The organism is Serinicoccus sp. CUA-874, assembly GCF_001942225.1.
Classification (GTDB): Bacteria; Actinomycetota; Actinomycetes; order Actinomycetales; family Dermatophilaceae; genus Ornithinicoccus; species Ornithinicoccus marinus.
In genome coordinates, this window is sequence record NZ_MKJZ01000033.1 from 13,266 (window position 1) to 32,243 (window position 18,978).

General features: G+C 69.6%; 13 protein-coding genes. 7 read left to right on the top strand and 6 right to left on the bottom strand.

The window, feature by feature from the left end; all coding sequences use genetic code 11:
• Positions 1-272: 272 nt before the first annotated feature.
• From BJF80_RS08960 to BJF80_RS08990, 7 genes are all read left to right on the top strand, one after another.
• The gene (locus BJF80_RS08960; protein ID WP_237767512.1) at positions 273-1,571 is read left to right on the top strand and encodes a glycosyltransferase family 4 protein; all 1,299 of its coding nucleotides are present in this window, start codon (positions 273-275) and stop codon (positions 1,569-1,571) included.
• 156 nt (positions 1,572-1,727) lie between these two features.
• Positions 1,728-3,170: an AAA family ATPase gene (locus tag BJF80_RS08965; protein ID WP_075812995.1), complete on the top strand. Its 1,443-nt coding sequence runs from the start codon at positions 1,728-1,730 to the stop codon at positions 3,168-3,170.
• A gap of 160 nt (positions 3,171-3,330) precedes the next feature.
• Entirely contained in the window at positions 3,331-4,362 is a 1,032-nt protein-coding gene (locus tag BJF80_RS08970) for a hypothetical protein (protein ID WP_143554048.1), read from the top strand.
• Positions 4,346-5,935 carry a lipopolysaccharide biosynthesis protein gene (locus BJF80_RS08975; protein ID WP_083673566.1) on the top strand — a complete coding sequence of 530 codons (1,590 nt, stop codon included), beginning with the start codon at positions 4,346-4,348 and terminating at the stop codon, positions 5,933-5,935. Before BJF80_RS08970 ends, BJF80_RS08975 begins: the two co-directional genes overlap by 17 nt.
• 14 nt (positions 5,936-5,949) lie before the next feature.
• Complete coding sequence (locus tag BJF80_RS08980; RefSeq protein WP_158068508.1) at positions 5,950-6,750, top strand: sulfotransferase family protein; 801 nt, start codon at positions 5,950-5,952, stop codon at positions 6,748-6,750.
• Positions 6,747-9,296: a hypothetical protein gene (locus BJF80_RS08985; protein ID WP_143554049.1), complete on the top strand. Its 2,550-nt coding sequence runs from the start codon at positions 6,747-6,749 to the stop codon at positions 9,294-9,296. Before BJF80_RS08980 ends, BJF80_RS08985 begins: the two co-directional genes overlap by 4 nt.
• The gene (locus BJF80_RS08990; protein WP_075813003.1) at positions 9,293-10,204 is read left to right on the top strand and encodes a glycosyltransferase family 2 protein; all 912 of its coding nucleotides are present in this window, start codon (positions 9,293-9,295) and stop codon (positions 10,202-10,204) included. Before BJF80_RS08985 ends, BJF80_RS08990 begins: the two co-directional genes overlap by 4 nt.
• Before the next feature lie 15 nt (positions 10,205-10,219).
• On the opposite strand, the gene BJF80_RS08995 is transcribed toward BJF80_RS08990, so the two are convergent.
• From BJF80_RS08995 to BJF80_RS18835, 6 genes are all read right to left on the bottom strand, one after another.
• A complete protein-coding gene (locus BJF80_RS08995) occupies positions 10,220-11,095 on the bottom strand; it encodes a sulfotransferase domain-containing protein (protein WP_075813532.1) in 876 nt (291 codons plus the stop codon).
• Positions 11,092-12,903 carry a sulfotransferase gene (locus BJF80_RS09000; protein ID WP_321166388.1) on the bottom strand — a complete coding sequence of 604 codons (1,812 nt, stop codon included), beginning with the start codon at positions 12,901-12,903 and terminating at the stop codon, positions 11,092-11,094. The genes BJF80_RS08995 and BJF80_RS09000 overlap by 4 nt, the downstream gene beginning before the upstream one ends.
• A gap of 60 nt (positions 12,904-12,963) precedes the next feature.
• The gene (locus tag BJF80_RS09005; protein ID WP_075813007.1) at positions 12,964-13,542 is read right to left on the bottom strand and encodes a hypothetical protein; all 579 of its coding nucleotides are present in this window, start codon (positions 13,540-13,542) and stop codon (positions 12,964-12,966) included.
• A 223-nt stretch (positions 13,543-13,765) separates the two neighbouring features.
• Positions 13,766-14,455: a hypothetical protein gene (locus BJF80_RS09010; protein ID WP_075813008.1), complete on the bottom strand. Its 690-nt coding sequence runs from the start codon at positions 14,453-14,455 to the stop codon at positions 13,766-13,768.
• Between the two features lie 14 nt (positions 14,456-14,469).
• Positions 14,470-17,253, bottom strand: a complete 2,784-nt coding sequence (locus tag BJF80_RS09015) for a PKD domain-containing protein (RefSeq protein ID WP_158068509.1) — start codon at positions 17,251-17,253, stop codon at positions 14,470-14,472.
• Positions 17,250-18,713 (bottom strand): hypothetical protein, encoded by a 1,464-nt coding sequence (locus BJF80_RS18835; protein WP_158068510.1) that lies wholly within the window; start codon positions 18,711-18,713, stop codon positions 17,250-17,252. Before BJF80_RS18835 ends, BJF80_RS09015 begins: the two co-directional genes overlap by 4 nt.
• Between the last annotated feature and the right edge of the window lie 265 nt (positions 18,714-18,978).

Genomic DNA, 18,978 nt, shown 5'->3' on the forward strand with positions numbered 1-18,978 from the left:
GAAATCGGGGGTTACTCGTGACTTCTCAAAGAAGTCTCGCAAACGTTCCCAGGCGGGCTACAGATCGCGCCTCCGACGACCCCGGCACCCCCGTGACGACACCGCTGGTGGCCCCTGATATAAGCCGCCCTCGCAGCGACGGCCCAACCTCGCTGGTCGCGTTCACCCTGCACGCGTGCCTAGTTGACTCGGACACCAAGTCGTGAACGAATATTCGCATGAGAAGCGCCGGACAGGCCCCCAGGATTCTGATCATCGTGCAGAATCTCCCCGTGCCGTTGGACCGCCGGGTCTGGCTCGAGTGCCAGGCGCTGCGGGACAGCGGCTACGAGGTGTCGGTGATCTGCCCGCAGGGGCCCGGCGACCCCACCTACCACGTGGTCGACGGAGTGGCGTTATACAAGTACCCGCCGGCACCCGAGGCCGAGGGGCTGGCGGGCTTCGCCTACGAGTTCGCGTACTCGTGGATCCGCACGGCGTTGCTGAGCCTGACCGTGCGTCGCGAACGCGGGTTCGACGTCATCCAGGCCTGCAACCCCCCTGACACCTTCTGGTTGCTCGCGCTGCTGTGGAAGGCACGCGGCGTGCGCTTCGTCTTCGACCACCACGACCTCAACCCGGAGCTCTTCCTGTCCCGGTTCGGGGCTCCGACCACTCCTGTGGAGCACGCCGAGCTGGCGGTGCTCCGCTGGCTGGAGCGGTGCACGTTCCGCACCGCCGACCACGTGATCTCGACCAACGAGTCGTTCAAGGAGATCGCCCAGGAGCGTGGTGGCCTGGCCGAGCACGACGTGACCGTGGTGCGCAGCGGCCCGGACACCCGGAGCATGTATCCCCGCCGCCCCGACCCGGACGTGCGCGGGGGCGCCAGCCACCTGCTCGCCTACCTCGGCATCATGGGGCCGCAGGACGGGGTAGAGAGCGTCCTGCATCTCATGGACGAGCTCGTCCACCGGCGCGGGCGCACCTCGGTGCGCGCCGTCCTCCTCGGCTTCGGCGACAGCCTCGAGTCGCTGCGTCAGGAGTGCACCCGACTCGACCTCGACGACCACGTCGAGTTCACCGGTCGGGTCGGACCGGATGAGATCGCGCGATACCTCAACGCCGCCGACGTGGGTCTCGGACCGGACCCGCGGACCCCGATGAACGACCTGTCGACGATGAACAAGACCATGGAGTACATGGCCTTCGGGCTGCCGTCGGTCGCCTTCGACCTGAAGGAGACGCGCATCTCCGGGGCCGACTCGGTGCTCTACGTCCCTCCAGGCGACATCGGTGCCTTCGCGGATGCCGTGGAACAGCTGCTCGACGACGACGACCTGCGTGCGGGGATGGCCGTCCGCGGTCGGCGCCGCGCCGTCTCCGTGCTCGACTGGAGGCCGCAGCGCAAGGCATACCTCCGCGCCATCGGCTCGGTCCTGGGTCGAGGAAAGATCGAGTCCGGCCAGACCGCAGCGGACGCGCTCGAGAACGAGCTGGGGGTCCCCACCGACGACGAGACCGCGCTCACCAACGAGGCCGACCTGCGAGCCGCGGTCCGACGAAGCGACGCCACGGGCGGCGCGGCCTGACCCTCGACCCCCGGCGATGCGTGGATCCACTGGTCAGGCGCGTATCATGGGCTCGTTCATGTAGACGTCCATAGGGGGATTGTTGTGAACGACAGCCAGGGCGGACCCCGCGGTCTCCCATCCGTGCTGACGGCAGCACGGCATCATCCGTGGGTGATGCTGCTCACCCTCGCCCTCGTCGTCGGGTTGGCGGCCGGGTACGCCGCCACCCAGGAGTCCAGCTACACCGCACGTTCGGTCGTCCTGCTCAAGCCGGTGCCGGGCAGTCCGCTCTCCCCCGAGGTGGCCACCACGAGCGGGACGCAGAACACCATCGCCATGCAGACCGAGGCGCGCACCGTGACCACCCCCGCCGTGGCTGCGCTGGCCTCCGAGGATGCCGGGCGCCCGCTCCGTGACGAGGACGGCGAGCTGGCCGTGCGCGTCCTGGATGCGACGCAGACCCTCGAGATCGCCTACACCAGCGACACCCCCGAGAACGCCCGGTCGGGTGCCCAGGCCTTCGCCGACTCGTTCCTGGCATATCGGGGCACCGCCGCCACGGAACTGCAGGAGAGCCGCATCGAGGGTCTGACCTCTCAGGCGGAGTCGGCCCAGCAGAGCCTGCGCGACGCCGCGGACGGGGTGGGCGGGTTCGCCCAGCAGCAGGTCCAGCTGTTCACCGACCGGCTCGCCCAGCTCAACGCCAACCTCAGCGCCGAGCAGGTGGTGAGCACCGACCCCGGCACCGTCCTGAACCCGGCCGAGGAGCCCACCGCGCCGGACGGCGTCCCGTCCTGGCTGCTGCTGGCGCTGGCCGCCGTGGTCGGGGCCGTTCTCGCCGTGCTGGCGGCACTCCTCCGCGAGTGGCGCCAGGACGTGGTCCGCTCGGAGGAGGACTTCTCCGTCAGCGGCCTGCCGGTCTTCGCCTCGATCCCGCGCGTCAGGCACAAGCACGACGAGGAGGGTCTCGCGCACGTCCGGGAGGCCTTCCGGCAGCTCCGTGCCGGTGTCGTCGCGAACTGTGCGCGACCGCACGTGCTCGTCGTCTCCGGTGTCGGCAAGAACCCGCGGTCGCTGGTGGTGCCCAACCTCGGCATCAGCCTGGCCGATGCCGGATACTCCGTCCTGGTCGTCGACGCCGACGCCTACGCCGATGGCCTGCACACCGCTCTGGGGGTCGAGGGCCGCCCCGGCCTGTCCGACATCCTCGGCCGCAACGAGCTCTTCTACGACGCGGTCCGTTCGGTCCACGGCATCGACGTCCTGCCGATCGGCCACGACCCCGCCGGCATCCGCGACCTCCAGGGCGGCCCCGCCCTGCGGGAGCTCGTGGACCGTGTGCGCTCGGACTACGACTACGTCATCTTCAACGCCGCACCCTCGGGCACGGCGGACAGCGACGCCGCGATGAGCGCCGCCGAGTCCGTGCTGCTGGTCGTCGTGGACGGTCAGACGACCCGTGCCCAGATCGAGGCCGCCCTGGACCGCCAGCGGCACCTCGGCATCGTCGCCGCCGGCCTGGTCAACGTCCGTCGCGACGCGGGGATGGCACTCGCCCTGCCACCGACTGAAGCTCTCGTGGACGAACCCACCCCAGCCACGCATGCCAACGCCTGATGGGCATCTGTCTGCCTTGAGCATGCTCGAGGCGGTGTGGCCGGCCGCTTGCGACCTCTCCCTCGGTGGCCGCGGACGTCAGTCCAGGGGTTCCGAGACCTACCTCTGTCTCCCCAGAGGATCGGCGCCGACCGTGTTCGTCCCGCGGGGTCCGCGCAGGGTGACGGCCGCCGCGCTGCGCCACTACAAGTCACCCAGCACCCGGCGCGCGCAGCTCACCGCTGTCGCCCTGGGCGTGGCCGGCTGGCTCGGTGCCGGAGGGCTGGTGCCGACCAGGCTCCACGTCCGGAGGCCGGAGCACGGACTGCCCGCCCGGCTCTCCACGGCAGCGGGTCGGCCTCTCCACGTGGGGCTGACCCTCGGACCTCCCCGGGCCAACCGCAAACCCGTGCTGCACCTCCTCGACGGTCGCGGGGTCACCCAGGGCTACGCCAAGGTCGCGGTCAACGACCTCACCAGCCGACGTCTGGTCCGCGAGGAGGAGGCGCTGCGCTCGTTGGAGGGTCGAGACCTCGGCAGCCTGCGCCACCCGAAAGTCGTCCAGGCGGGCGACTGGCACGAGCACCGCTACCTCCTGATCGAACCGGTGCCCACCTGGTCGCCGCGCGGCGTCGATCCTGGCGTGCGGGACGCCGCGCTGCGACGTCTCGTCGGTGGCTTCGAGCAGAGCGAGGACGTGCTCGCCTCGGTGCCGTGGTGGCGGGCTCTGCGCGCCCGGCTCGGGGAGCTCGGACCGACGCCGCTGTCGGACCGCCTCGCCGCACTGTCCGAGGCCGCCGAGGACACCTGGGGCTCCTCCAGCCTGCGACTCGGAGCCGCGCACGGCGACTGGACCCCGTGGAACCTCGCGACGCGCGGTGACACGACGTATGCCTGGGACTGGGAGCGCTTCAGCACCGGTGTGCCCGTCGGGCTGGACGCCCTGCACTACTCCTTCCAGTCCGGCGTGCGGCTCGACGGCCTGACGCCCCAGGGCTCGATGAGCCGTCTCCAGCACCTGGCGACGGACCTGGGGGAGGCCAACGGCGCTCACCCCACCTCCGGCAGGATGCTGGTCGCGCTCTACGCGATCGACCTCGCCGAGCGGTTCGTCCGGCACCAGCAGGAGAAGGCCGGCGCCAAGAAGGGTCCGATCGAGGACTGGTTGCTGCCCGCGCTCGAACAGGTGGTGCAGGGTGACCGGGGTCGATAGCCCGCACGTGACGAAGCCGGGCACCAGCGGCGCCGGCGGATCCTCGCTGCGTCGCGCCGGTCGGGGCAGCATGCTCAACTTCGCCGGGTCGGCCGTCTCCGCCGTGAGCACGTTCGTGCTGACCGTGCTCATCACCAGGCTGTCGTCGACCACGGAGGCGGGAGCCTTCTTCACGGCAACCTCGGTGTTCCTCCTGGCGGCCGGGCTCGCGCAGCTCGGCACGAACGCGGGCCTGGTGTACTTCCTCTCGGGGTCGCGGGCGCGTGGGGAGCTCTCGCGAGCGCACGTCTACATGCGGATCGCCGCGGTGCCGGTGCTCATCGCCTCGGTCGTGTGCGCGGCCGTCCTCATCATCTGGTCCGGCGAGATCGGCAGGCTGCTCAGCCCGGACCAGCCGGAACGCTTCGCGACCTTCGTCGTGGCCATGGCGCTGTTCCTGCCGGCCGCAGGCATCACGAACCTGACGGTCTCCGCCTCGCGGGGCCTGGGGACCATGGCCGTCAACGCCACCCTCGACCAGCTGGCACGGCCCCTGCTCCAGCTCGGGCTCGTCGCCCTAGCCTTCGCTGTCCTGGGCGTCGACGCGGCACCGTGGGCCTGGTCGGCCTCCTACGTCCCGCTGGCCGTGCTGGGCTGGTGGTGGTGGCGCCGACTGCGCGATCGCGCCGCCACGCAGGACCGCAGTGCGGGATTCGCCCCCTGGGGGGCGTTCTGGCGGTTCAGCTCACCGCGGGCGGCGGCCGGCCTGGCCCAGGTCGCGATGCAGCGCTTCGACATCGTCCTCGTGGGCGCGCTGGCCGGCCTCCCGGCCGCAGCCATCTACACCGCGGCGACCCGCTTCATCACCCTGGGCCAGGCAGCCGCCCGGGCCGTGGGCCTGAGCGTCCAGCCGCACATCGGCGAGGCCGTGGCGCGGAGCGACTGGAGCGGGACGTCGTCCCTATACCGCACCGCCACGGGTTGGCTCATCGTCATCACCTGGCCCCTCTACCTCATGCTCATGACCTTCTCGGGCACGGTGCTGCGCATCTTCGGCGGCGACTACACCGAGGGACAGCGGGTCCTGCAGGTGCTGTGCGCGGCGATGCTCGTGGCCACGGCGTGCGGCATGGTGGACATGGTCCTGCTCATGGCCGGCAAGTCGCTGTGGAACCTCGGCAACGTGATCCTCGCGCTCACCACCAACGTCGTCATCGATCTGCTGCTCATCCCGCGCCTGGGCATCGTCGGGGCGGCGATCGGCTGGGCCGTCGCGATCCTCGTGGGCAACCTGGTGCCCCTGATGCAGCTGCTCATCTGGCGCAACCTGCATCCCTTCGGCCGGGAGTCGCTCCTCGCGATGGCGTTGCCCGCAGTGGTCTTCGGCGGCCTACCGGCAGGTCTGGCCGCGCTCGTCGACGACCAGGGCTATGCTCTGCTGATCTCCCTGGCGGTCTGCTCGCCGATCTATCTGCTGGGTCTGTGGTTCCTCCGCCGTCGACTGCAGCTCGGCTACCTCGTGACCTCCCTGCGGCGTCGTCGAGGTGGGCGAGGTCAGGCTGCCGCCAGCGCGCAAGGACAGGAGCCGTCATGACGCTGTCGCAACCCGTGAGTCCGCTCGTGGCCCCCGACCGGCTGGTCTTCGTCGGCGGCCTGCACCGGAGTGGGACCACAGCCCTGGGGCGGCTCCTCGGCGATCACCCCGAGATCTCCGGGCTGCAGGGGACGGGTGTGCGTGAGGACGAAGGTCAGCACCTGCAGACCATGTACCAGCCCGCCGTCGCCTACGGCGGCCCTGGGCGCTTCGCCCACGACCCTGGCGCACAGCTCGGCCCGGTCACCGATGCCGGCGAGCGGGCCCGGATCGGTGAGGGGTTGATCCGGTCCTGGATGCCGTACTGGGACCTCGAGTCACGGCTGTTGCTCGAGAAGTCACCACCCAACCTCGTCATGGGTCGCTTCCTGCAGTCGGTGTTCCCCGGCAGCGCGCTCGTGGTCATCTTCCGGCACCCGGTCGTCGTCGCGCTGTCGAGCAAGAAGTGGCAACGAGGGACCAGCCTGAGCTCCCTGGTGGAGCACTGGTTCGTCGCGCACGACGCCCTGCTGCGTGATGTGGCCGACCTGGAGCGGGTGCACGTCCTGCGGTACGAGGACCTCGTCGCCGACACGGACGCCGCCCTGGCCCCTCTCACGAGCTTCCTCGGCCTGAGCTCCCCGCTGGTCAACAGCGGTCAGGTCAGGTCGACCTACTCCGACCGGTACCGCAGCGCGTGGTCCGCGATGTCCGGTCCCCTCTCGGGACGCGAGCGTCGCCGGATCGTGAGCCGGTTCGACGACGCGGCCCGCCGCTACGGCTACGACATCGAGGATGTCGACGCACGCCACGACTGGAGCCTGCCGGCACCATGAGCATCGACAGCCCTGCACGGCCCGACGTGCGGTCACCGAGGGGCGGCGCCCCTGAGCCGGTGACCGACGAGGAGGCACCGACGGCGCTGCTCGCCCCCGGCTGGCCGCTGACGATCGCCTTCGTCGGCATCCCCCTGTGGTGGGTGCTGGGACTCTTCCAGGTCGTGTTCTTCCTGGCCTGCATCCCCATGGTCATCCAGCTCACGCAGCGTCGGGTGATGGTGCCGCGCGGGTTCGGGACCTGGCTGCTGTTCCTGGTCTGGGTCATCGGCGGAATCTTCGTCCTGCAGGTGGACGCCCCGGCGACGATCCCGGGCGAGGGGGCCTCGCGCTACTTCACCTTCGGCTACCGCTACGGGTGGTACCTCGCGGCCACTATCGCCTTCCTCTACACGGTCAACATGCGGGCCGAGCTGTCCACCCTGCGCATCAGCCGGGCGATCGGCTGGATGTTCGTCATGCTGGCCTCCGGCGGCATCCTCGGCCTGCTGGTCCCGACCCTGGAGTTCCCGTCCGTCGCCGAGCTGCTCCTGCCCGGGGCGATCGCCAACAACGGTTTCGTCCAGTCCCTGATCCATCCCCAGGTGGCCCAGCTGCAGGACTTCCTCGGCTACGTGGAGCCGCGCCCCAGCGCACCTTTCGCCTACGCCAACCAGTGGGGCATCGCCACCGCCGCGACCATCCCGCACTTCGTGGCGTCGTGGTGGGTCGGCAACACGTGGCGGCGCTGGGTCGTCATCATCGGGCTCCCGCTGGCCATCTTCCCCATCGTGGGGTCCCTGAACCGAGGGATGTGGGGTGCCCTGGTGATGATGACGCTCTTCGTCATCGTCAAGGTCGCTCTCACCGGCCGCCTCCAGGTGCTGTGGGCCAGCCTCGTCGTGGTCATCCTCATCGGGGCCGCGCTCGTCGTCTCGCCCCTCGGGGACCTCATTCTGGACCGGCTCAACACGCCGCACAGCAACGAGGGCAGGGCGAACCTCAGCACCCAGGCGGTGGTCAGCACCTGGCAAGGCTCACCCTTCGTCGGCTACGGGTCCACCCGTGACGTCCAGGGCAACTTCAACTCCATCGCGACCGGGGCCAGCGCCCTCTGCCCCAACTGCTCCCCTCCGCCGCTCGGCACCCAGGGACAGCTGTGGCAGGTGGTCTTCGCGACGGGCTTCGTGGGCGCCGCCCTCTACGTCGGCTTCATCGTCGGTCAGTTCTTCCGCTCGCTGCGCCGGTCGACCGTCATCATGGTGGCCGCGCAGGCCAGCACGGTGGCGGCGCTGGTCACGATGCCGGTCTACACCGTGATCCACCCCGCCATCGTGGTCATCTTCATCTCCCTCGGTCTCCTGGTGCGGGAGAACCCAGGGGCGCACCTGAGACCCCTCAACAGCCTGATCGTCCCGCCACGGAGGAACGTCGCGACCGTCCTCGTCCTGACTGTCGTCGGCGCTCTGGCCGGGGCCGGCCTCCAGCTGACCAAGGAGCGCCCCTACGCCGCCACGCTGTCCGTGCTGCTCAGCAACACGTCGCTGGTCAACGCGCCGCAGGCCCGTCCGTTCACCCTCGACACCGAGGCCCAGCTAGCCACCTCCAGGGTGGTGCTCGACGCGGTGGCCCAGGCGACGGGCATCCCCGGCGGTGCGGACGAGACACGTGAGCGGATCCTCATCACGGCCGAGCCCAACACCCGAATCCTCAACCTGACCTTCTACCACCCCGACCGCGAGGCGGCCGTCGCGGGAGCCCGTGAGGGCGCGAACCGCTACCTGGACCTGCGGCTGAGCATGGCGGAGGAGGCCAGCAGCGAGCGCGCGGAGGACCTGCAGAACTACCAGGAGGCGCTGGCGGAGTCCGTCTCCCTCACCAGCGGCGTGGTCGAGACGGACGAACCGACCGGCCCCGAGGCGGAGGACGAGGAGGAGCCGCTCGTCTTCGGTGCGCTGCAGGGCACTCTCATCGACCTGCGGCGCGAGTACGCGCAGGTCTCCTCGACCTGGCTGGGCCTGCAGCGCGAGAGCGTCAATCCTGGCCAGGAGTTCAACGACGTCACGGTCACCCGCTCCCAGGACCCGTGGTTCGTCTATCTCACCAGCGGCGCGATGCTCGGACTCTTCGCCGGTCTGCTCGTCGCCCGGGCCACAGACGGTCGACGGGACCGTCTCGGCCAGGACCCGGCCGAGCGTCTCGACCTCGGCGTGCCCGTGGTCGGCCGGGTCGGCGTCACCGCGTCCGGCGGCTTCGCAGCGGCAGAGCTCGAGGAAGCAGCCTGGGTCGCGCGCACCTACACCCCCCTGGCCGGGATCTTCCCGGTCACCACCTCGATGGTGGCCGTCGACCTGGCCGAGCAGCTGGACAGAGCGCTGCGCGGACCCGTCGACCGCCGCGGCGAGCGTGTGCTGCTCGTCGCCACGTCGGACTCCGCCGCCCGACCCGTGCGGCGGCTCTACCGGGAGGCCACCGCCATGGGCCTGCAACCGGTCGGTCTGCTCCTGGTCGACTGGTCGGAACGGACCGCCGAAGCCAGCACCGCCAGTCGAGGAAGGACCCCATGACCCGCCCCAGCGTCACCGCTGTCGTCCCCGCCCATGCACGACCTGAGGAGCTGCGTCGTGTCATCCGGGCCATCCGCGACCAAGACTACGACGGCGCCCTGGACGTCGTCGTCGTGTTCGACCGTGCCGAGCCGGACCTGTCCCTGGTCGAGGAGGGCGAACGACCGGTGCGGGTCCTCGAGAACACCCGGACCCCCGGCCTGGCGGGCGCGCGGAACACCGGCGTCCTGGCCGCCGAGGGCGAGCTGGTCGCGTTCTGCGACGACGACGACTACTGGCTCGCGCACAAGCTCGACCGGCAGGTGACCCTCGTCGAGCTGGACCCTGCAGCGGTGATGGTCTCCTCGGGGATCTTCATCGACAACCACGGCCGGTCGACCCCCCGGACCACCTCCACCCCGTATGCGACGCACGCCATGCTCAGACGCTCTCGGCTGTCGATGCTGCACTCCTCGACGTTCGTCTTCCGTCGGCAGGCCCTCATCCACGACATCGGCCTGGTGGACGAAGGGCTGCCCGGCAGCCAGAGCGAGGACTGGGACCTGCTGCTGCGCGCCTCGACCCTCCATCCGGTCCTCGTCGTCGTGGAGCCCCTGGTCACCGTGACCTGGGGCCAGAAGTCGTTCTTCCGGCACGACTGGCCGACCAAGATCGCCAGCAACCAGTACCTTCTCGAGAAGCACGACGACGTCCGGAAGGACCGTGTCGGCGCGGCCCGGCTCATGGGCAAGATCGCCTTCGCCCAGGCGTGCTTGGGTCAGCGCGGTGCTGCGTGGCAGTGGGCTGCCCGCACCGTGCTGGCCGACCCGAGGCAGTGGCGCGGGCCGCTAGCCGCCGCAGCGGCAGTGCACCCACGGGTCGGTCGCACCGTCCTGGACACGCTCAACAAGCGCGGTCGAGGCGTCTGAGCCGACGGGGTTCCGCTAGTCGCCCGTCGGCCACGGCGCAGGCCGCCCGACGAACTCCTCCAGCGCACCACGACCCTCGGCGAAGTGCGCGCTGAGGCGCGACCGCGCCGCTGCCGGCATCGAGGCGCTGGGGCGGGCGTTGTACTGCTTCGCCTCGAGGGTGTCCAGGGGGTCGATCCCCAAGAAGGAGCACAGGCCCGAGAACTCGCCTCTCGGGTCACGGAAGAAGTCCTCGCTGTACATCACGTACAGCTGATCGCGGGACAGCAGCGAGGTGTAGCGACGAAGCTGGTCGAGGTACTCCCCCCGCCCGCGGTAGGCCTGGTGCCGGTGGACCGCGCTGTAGTAGCCAGGGTCCTTCCGCATCCGGGTGACCTCCGGACGCACCCTGCCGTCCTCCAGCTCCAGCGCATCCTCGAAGCTCGCGGTCTCGAAGCCGCGGGCGTGCTCGTGCTTCCACGCCGAGTAGGCGCGCTCCACGGGGTCACGGAGCAGCGCCACCAGCTTGATGTCCGGGAGGTCGGCCGCGATGCGCTCGGCCGCCCACGGGTGGAACATGTAGTAGCCGCTCGCCTCGAAGGCGACGGGTGACTCCGGAGAGGTGCTCGCCTCGGCACGCCGCTGCAGCGGGAAGTGCGCGGCATACCACTCCGGACCACGGTGGTAGCTGACGTCGAAGTAGTTGATCCCCTTGTGGAAGGAGGGTCGGATGACGCGGGGATGCTGCATCAGGGCACGGAACAGCGACGTGGTGCCGCAGCGCTGACCGCCGATGAGCAGGAACTGCGGCTGCACCCGCTGCAGCCCTGGGACGAGCCGGCCCGTCTCGACGTAGACCTGCCTCCCGACCCGCTGCAGCGGCGCAGGGACGCGTTGGCGCAGCGCCGTCATGCGGTCCACCCCCAGCGCTCCCGGAGGTTGAACCCATACCGGTCGTCGAGGTCGGTCACGTCGTCCGCGAGCTCGCGGTGCACTCGGGCTCGATCCTCGGCCGACATGCGTGGCGCCTCGCCGCCGAACGGGACGTACAGCACCCGGTGCACCAGCGGGGAGCGCTTGACCTGACCGACGAGCTCGGCACCGTTGAGGCTCCGCACGACGTTGGCCGCGAGGCGGACGCTCCAGGCGAGCGGGACGTTGCGTGCCCGGCTGGCGGGAAGCTTGCTGTCCTCGTCCCCGTCGCTCAGATCCATCCTGTCCACCTCTAGCCAGTCCAGGACCCTGTCCAGGAACGACTGAGGGTCAGCCTTGAGGTCGTCGAACACCGCGACGTGCAGCGCCTCGTCCGGGAAGACCTCGCGGTAGTTCTCCAGCAGGGCACCGTAGCGGCCGTGCTCCACGAGCTTGGGAATCCGGTCCAGGGCCTCGCTGAAGGTCGCCGGTGCACGACCGTGCTTGCGCATGTAGAGGTAGGACGAGAAGGCACGCTCGGAAGGATCGCGCAAGGTCACCATCATCTTCGGTGTGCCCAGCACCTCGCGGATCCGCGCCGGGGCGGCCGGGTCGAAGAGATAGTCCTGGCAGACCTCGCCGACCACCCGCTCGTGGTCCGCGCCCGAGAAGAACCTGCGGTACCACTCGACCCCACGCTGGTAGTAGCGGTCGAAGAAGTACAGATCCTTGGCAGGGGTCAGGAAGATGTCCGGGTGCTTGACGAGCACCTCGTGCAACCACGTCGAGCCAGCCTTGTCGGGTCCGATGTAGAGGAAGTTCGGCAACGGACCGCGAGCCCGGGTGGCGGGAGCCGACGACGTCCTGGGCTCAGCGCCGGCCGGGACCTCACGACGTCGGGTCACGGTGGACAGCACGAGGTAGGGCGACGCCACGGCGCCGACGGCCAGCTGCTGCGGTCGCGGCATGGAGCGCTTCCAGGCCTCGTCCATCCGCAGCGGCACCTCGCCCTGCTGGAACCTGGACGGGTTGCCCGACAGGCCATGGCTGGACGGGAGATGGGCGACACCCTCGCCGACATGGTCGAGCGCGTCGGGCGCGACATCGACCCCCAGCTGCCCCAGAGCCGTCTCAATGACCTCTCGCGGGGAGGGGATCAGGTCCTCGTAACGCACCGTGGCGGTCCGCTCACCCAAGCGGGCCAGCAGATCGATCTCGGTCTGGCAGGCCAGCCACCGTCCGGCCGCCTCCAGGGGGGCCTGTCGGTGCATCGTCTCCCGGGCCGCCACCGAGTGGGGGCGGGCGACGTCGCGCTTGGCCTGCGACCAGGAGACCCCACGCACGTCACGGAGCAGGTGCAGCACCCTCACGTCGATACCGGACCCCCGCAACGCGAAGAGGTGGGCAGGCTGCTTGCTGGCGTCCACCACGAAGTCTGCCCCCGAGACGGTCTGGATGGCGTTGTAGAGCCGCCGGTAGGCGTCCTGGTACTCACGCCGCGCTCGAGCGAAGTCTGTGCGATGACGCACCTTGAGGTGCAGCGGGATGTGCCGTTGCCGGGCCACCTCCCGCTGCAGCGCGGCCACCTCGGCCAACGGCGCCCGGGACCAGCCGCCCCAGCCGTAGTCGCCGACGGACGTCCAGAAGGGGCAGGCGGAGAAGGCCTGTCCGCAGCCGCACAGCTCGTCACCGGCATGGACCCGGCGGAAGATGTCGGTCACCTCACCGACGTTCACGAGGTTCGGCATGGAGCCCAGGAGTCGTTCCAGGAGGGTGCTGCCCGACCGTCCCGATCCAGCGATGTAGATAACGTTCGGTCGCTGTCGGTGTTCATCCGTGTCTGTCCCTCTTCCGTCGACCGCCCCACGTCAGCCGACACGTCGTGTTCTTCCGCACAGCCAAAAGTACGCGACGAGCAGCAGGAAGCCGACGAAGGCCTCGTGCGACCTGCCCAGGTAGTTCAGCATGAGCGGGAGCCAGGTGTCCCCCGCCCGCGCCGCCCGACCGAGGCCGGAGACGACCACCGGGACGAGCAGTAGGCCGACCAGGGTGGGCACCAGCAGGGAAGGACCCCGTCGCGACCGGTCCAGGATCCAGGGACAGGTCAGGTCGAGGACGATCGGCGCCAGGAAGATGAGGGCCATCATCTCGGCCGTCGCGATGACCCAGTTGACCGATCCCAGCTGCACACCGGGCTGCGGATCTCCCGCCCAGAGGCCGATCGCCACGATGATCAGCACGACCAGCGACAGTCCCAGCGGGGCCCAGCGCGGGAGCGGTCGAGGCAGACTGGCGTACGGCACGAGCACCGCCAGCGCCAGAGCCGGCTCGTTCAGCGTGGCGATGGACGAGCGCAGCCCGTCGATCGACAGGAGTGCGAGCCCCAGCGCAGCGAAGGCCACCCCGACACCGGCCGCCAGCAGCAGCCCACGGGAGCCCGAGGGCAACCGCGGCAGCCGAACTGTATCCAGGCGGCCATGAAGAAGGCGAAGAAGTAGCCCTCGGAGTTGTAGGCGAACGTACTCGCCACCGCCCCGGGCAGGACCCGTGTGTGCAGCCCGAGGATGATCACCAGCATGGCCAGGCCGAGGCCACCGTAGAATATCCAGGCCAGCCGCCGGCCGCTCTCGGTGGCTACCGGTGCCGGGCCGACCGAGACGGGCGAGCCGCTCACCGGTCGCACCCGACCTCGGAGACGGCGGCCTGCGACGGGAGCTGCTCGATCAGTTCGTTCGCCTCGCTCAGGTAGGCCGCTTCTTCTGCGGTCAGTCCTTGCTGCGACGCGGCGAGGGCGTTGTCCCAGTGCTGCAGGATCACCTCCGCACGACGGATATCCTCAGCCGCGTCGGGGTACTGCTCCTGGAGCCCTGTCCAGATCCCGACCTGATCGCTCAGACCCACGACGGTCAGCTGCATGCTCTCGGAGACCCGGCCGTCCACCAGCGAGGCGTCGCGCTGACCGACGAAGTAGTCCCGCGTCAGGTTGCACAATGTCTCCACCTCCTGCGGCGCGGGCTCCGGCACGTCCTCGTACTCGAACTCGCCGACGGCCGTGGGTTTAGCCGCTGTCGTGACGCTCACCGAGGCCTCGGGGTCCGCCTCGCCCTCGTCGGAGCCGGCGCTGCCGCCGCCGTCCGTGCCGGACGTGGGGCTCGCGCCGGCGTCGTCGGTGCCGGTGGGCTCAGCCCCCTCGGAACCGGACGGCTCTCCTGCTGCCTCTCCGGTCGTGGGAGAGGCGCTGGACGTCGCCTGGTCCTCCCCGTCGTCGGACCCGCTGCAGCCGGTGAGCAGCAGCGACCCGACCAGCAGGCAGGCCGTGAGGAGCCGTGGGCGACGCGCTCGTGAGGTGGGTGGGCTCATCACCCGATTATCCGTCATACCTCGTCAGGTGCGAGGACGAGGGTGATGACCATCGAGCGGGGCGACTGAGGTGTGCTCGTCGCCACCAGGCTCGGGTAGGTGCCCGGACCAGAGGTGTCGTCCACCAACAACGAGGACACCCGTCCACCACCAGCACCGACCTGCGTCGACCGGACCTCCACACCCGACGGAGCCTCCCAGGCCGTGGTCGAGCTCGACCGGTCCGACCAGTAGGTCACCACCGTGCGACCCGGACCAGCGACCGCGACCTCCGCACTCGGGTGCTGGGTCTGGTTCACCAGCGCCACATCGGCCATCGCCTCGATCGGGTCACCCGCGACACCGCGGTACACCGACATCGTCATGTCCGTCTTCGTCCAGTCCGTGACGTCCAGGGTGATGATCTCGTCGCTCTCCGCGCCCGAAGCCACCCGGGAGTAGACCACGACGTTCTGCGGACCGTTGTCCAGCCGCGTCACGACCTCCCACTCACCGACACCGGTGGGCGGAGCAGGGTCACGATCCTTGCTCATCACCACGTGCAGCAGGAGCAGGTCACCCTCCTCCACACCTTCAGGCACCCGCATCGACGAGGTGTTCCCGTGCGTCTGCACCGCAGCACTGGTCACGAACGCCGGAGCACTCACCGGAGCATCGGAGACCGTCACCTCCTGCGAGGACGTGCCCTGCGCGCCCTCGTCATCGGTCACCGTCAACGACACCGTGAAGGTGCCCGCCTCCGCATACGTGTGCTCCGCGGTCACGCCGGTGTCAGACCCACCGTCACCGAAGTCCCACTCATAAGACACGACCTCACCGTCCGGATCCGAGGACCCCGACGCATCCACACCGAGGTCGAGCCCCGAGGAGTTCGCGGTGAAGGAGGCCGACGGCGAGACGTTGGCCGCCTCGACGCTCACCTCCTCGGTGGCGGTGCCGGTGTCACCGTCGTCATCGGTGACGGTCAGCGTCACCGTGTACGTGCCGCCCTCCGCATAGGTGTGCTCAGCCGTCACACCGGTCGCCGACCCACCGTCACCGAAGTCCCACTCGTAGGACACGATGTCGCCGTCGGAGTCGGAGGACCCCGAGCCGTCGGCGACGATCATGAGATCGGTTGCCTCGACGCTCAGCGCCGCCGTGGGCTCCACGTTGGCCAGCGAGACGGTCACCTCCTGCGCGACGAGGTTGGTGGCGTCGTTGTCGTCGGTGACCGTGAGCGACACGGTGTAGGTGCCGGCCTCGGCATACGTGTGGTCCACCGTGGCACCCGTGCCGGACTCGCCGTCGCCGAAGTCCCAGTCGTAGGAGACGATCTCGCCGTCCGGGTCGCTGGAGCCGGTCGCGTCGAAGCTCGCCGTCAGGCTCGTCGACTCGACCGTGAACTCCGCCATCGGGCTCTCGTTCTCGAAGACGACCGTGACGTCCTGGGTGGCGGTGCCGGTCGCGCCCTCGTCGTCGGTGACGGTCAGGGTGACCTCATACGTGCCGTCTTCGGCGTAGGTGTGCTCAGGATCGACGCCTTCGGCTGTGTCCCCATCACCGAAGTCCCACTCGTAGGACTCGATCTCGCCGTCAGAGTCAGTAGACCCCGAGGCGTCGAAGGACGCGGTCAGGCTCGTCGAGGTCACATCGAAGGCCGCGACAGGGTCGACGTTGGGGAGAGGGGGCGGGTCGCCCGGTCCAGGAAAGACAGCTCGGAAAGCCCAGTTGACTCCGTCGATCTCAGGTCCACTGACCACCTCAGAATTGCCGGTGACTGCGTCCCCTTCCAGGTCTATCCGCGAGAGGTTCCCGGTCTCCGCCGTCGCGAAGTAGAGCGAGCCGCTCTCCTGGTCGACGAAGATGCCGGAGGGCGAGGGGGCGGAGAAGCCCGCGACAGTCTGCTCTGCCGGATAGATCACGCCGCTGTCCGGGCTGAAGGTCCGGAAGAACAGCTGGTTCGATCCTGCACGGGTGTAGTAGAGCCGGCCGTCGTCGTAGGCCATGCCGGTCAGGTTGGGGATCTGTGCATAGAAATTGGGCCGCGTTCCACGGAAGGTCTGACCGGAACCCGTATCGACGTCCACCCACTCAGGGTCGTTATAGGGATCGATGAGCACCGGATCGCCGTAGCTCGACCCGTCGAAGGTGCGACGCACGAAGCTACCGTCTGCGGTTCCGTAGAAGAGCTCATCGTCGATCATCGTGGCTCCGCGGACCTCCTGCCAGTCGATGTCACCTGCCGGCGCCGGCTGCGCCGGGAACGGCGACGCCTCTCCATCGAAACGCAGATAGCTGAGGCCGGTGTCCTCGACGGGAGGCTCGGCGCCGGCACTGCGCCGCACGATCTCGATTCCGTTGATCAGCGGGTTCTCCGTGACGTGCCCGAAGACGATGTCGACGGTGCCGTCCGAGGTGATGTCGAACGACTTCATCGTGCCGACGTCGTGACCCACGTCCGCGCTGATGTCGTAGTCGTTCAGCACGGTGGCGCCCTCCAGCTGGACGTCGAAGCGCCGCTCGCCGGGGTCGTTGGTGCAGGTGCACCGGTTGGCCAGATACAGGCGGACGCTGATGTCCTCGCCGGCCGGGATCGGGATGGCCCAGGTCATCTCCGGGTCACCGTTCGGGTCCCACCGCTCGGACTCGTAGAGCGCCCTGGGCGCGGACGCCGGGACGTCGGGCGTGACCGTCGGGACCGACCCGTAGCCCGCCGCGTTGCTGCCGCTGTTGCGCACGTCGCTCGCCGCATCGGTGTCGGCGCGCCACGACGGGCCACCGTCGAAGGCCGGGATGGCCGGACCGCCCGCGTTCACGCGGAACAGCGCGTCCGCGCCGGCACCAGCACCGGTCTCCGCCCGGTAGACGTTGGAGGGCAGCGATCCGCTCTCACCGGCACCGAGCTCATACCCGCCGAGAGGGGGAAGAAGGCGATGCCCGGGCGCCACTCGTCGCGGTCACCGATCCAGTTGGTGTCGTGACCGACCCACAGTCCTTGGTCGGTGGCGAGGAGAGCCTCGGCGCCTGCCCCGCGCGGGTTGCGGCCCGGGTTCCACTCGATGGGGATGCCGCTGTTGGGGTGGACGGCGCCGATGCCGGGCCGCGGCACCGCACCGGGGTTCGGCCGGTCCCGACCGTTGAGGTTGTTCATCCAGCGCTGGTGCCCACCCGCATACACCGTCGCCCCGCTCGACGCCACGCTGAGCAGCGTGTCACCACCGGTCTCGTCGGTCCACAGCGGGTCGACGTCCTGGCCCGTGGCCTCCGGGTCGAAGCGCGTCAGCGTGTCGCACAGGGTGCCGGGGAAGGGGCCACCTGTCGTGGCGACGGAAAAATACTCCCCATCAGGAGAGAAGTGGACGTCACGCACGTAGGAGTCGAAGGCACGCGATGCGCAGGTGGCCTCGTAGCCGGTCGTGCGCCAGTCCGTCCGCAGCTGGGCGCTGCCGCCGGAGATGTCTAGGAGGGCGAGCTGGTCGCGGGTCAGCCCGTCGACGGTCTTGAAGTTGCCCATGACCGCGAGGTGCTGACCGGTCGGGTCGATCGTCAGCGCCTTGGGACCGACCGGCGCCTTCGCGCCGTTGGAGCCCTCGAACCAGTTGTGATTCCCAGCAACGGTGGAGGTCAGGAAGCCGTCGACCGCTCCCGTGGTCGGGTTCATCGTCACCAGCCCGCCGCGAGGCTGGTTGTTCACCCTCGTGAAGGAGCCACCGACGAAGAGCCGGCCGTTGCGGAGCACGACGTCCTGGACGGCGCCGTTGGTGCGCACCGGCGTGAAGGAGCTCACGCGCGCGCCGGTCTGCGCGTCGAGCAGGAAGAGCTTGCCCGTGACGCCGTCGATGCCCTGGAAGGTCCCCCCGACGTAGACCGTGCCCGGTGTCGGTCCGGGCTCGATGGCCCGCACGTCACCGACGATGCTGGGGTCGAAGCCCGTGTTGATGGCCCCGCTCGTGGCGTTGAAGGAGACGATGCTGCTCCGGCTCAGCACGGGCGAGCCGTTGCTGCCGGCCACCTCGGCGAACCGGCCGCCGGCGACCACGCTCTGGCCGGACTGCGCGATGTCGAAGACTCTGCCGTCCCGGATCTGCGGAGTCCAGTTGACCGAGGACTCGGACACGATCGAGTCGTGCGGTATGACGTCTGGGACGACCGTGGGAATCGCGATCGCGGTCGCCACCGGTTGGGGGACCGCTGCTGCGGCCTGTGTCCCCCCGACCGTGAGCCCGACGAGGAGAGCCGCGAACATCGCGGTGGCACGTTGTGCGAGTGAGTACATGGCGATTCCACTTCGATCTGGTGGTGGGGCGTGACGCCTTAGGGGTGTCCCCTGCGGATCCCTGACACGCGAACGATACCTTCGATTGGCGCAAATGCGAGGAATCGTTATCTAACCGTGACCAAATCCCAAAGGTCCCCGCTTCGCTGGCCCAGACAGGGCACGACTATGGTCAAGATCGAGTCAAGACCCTCGCAGATCTGGTGTGATGGTCCCGAACACAGGAGCGGCCGATGCCAGAGCACACCATGTGGATCGTCCCGAC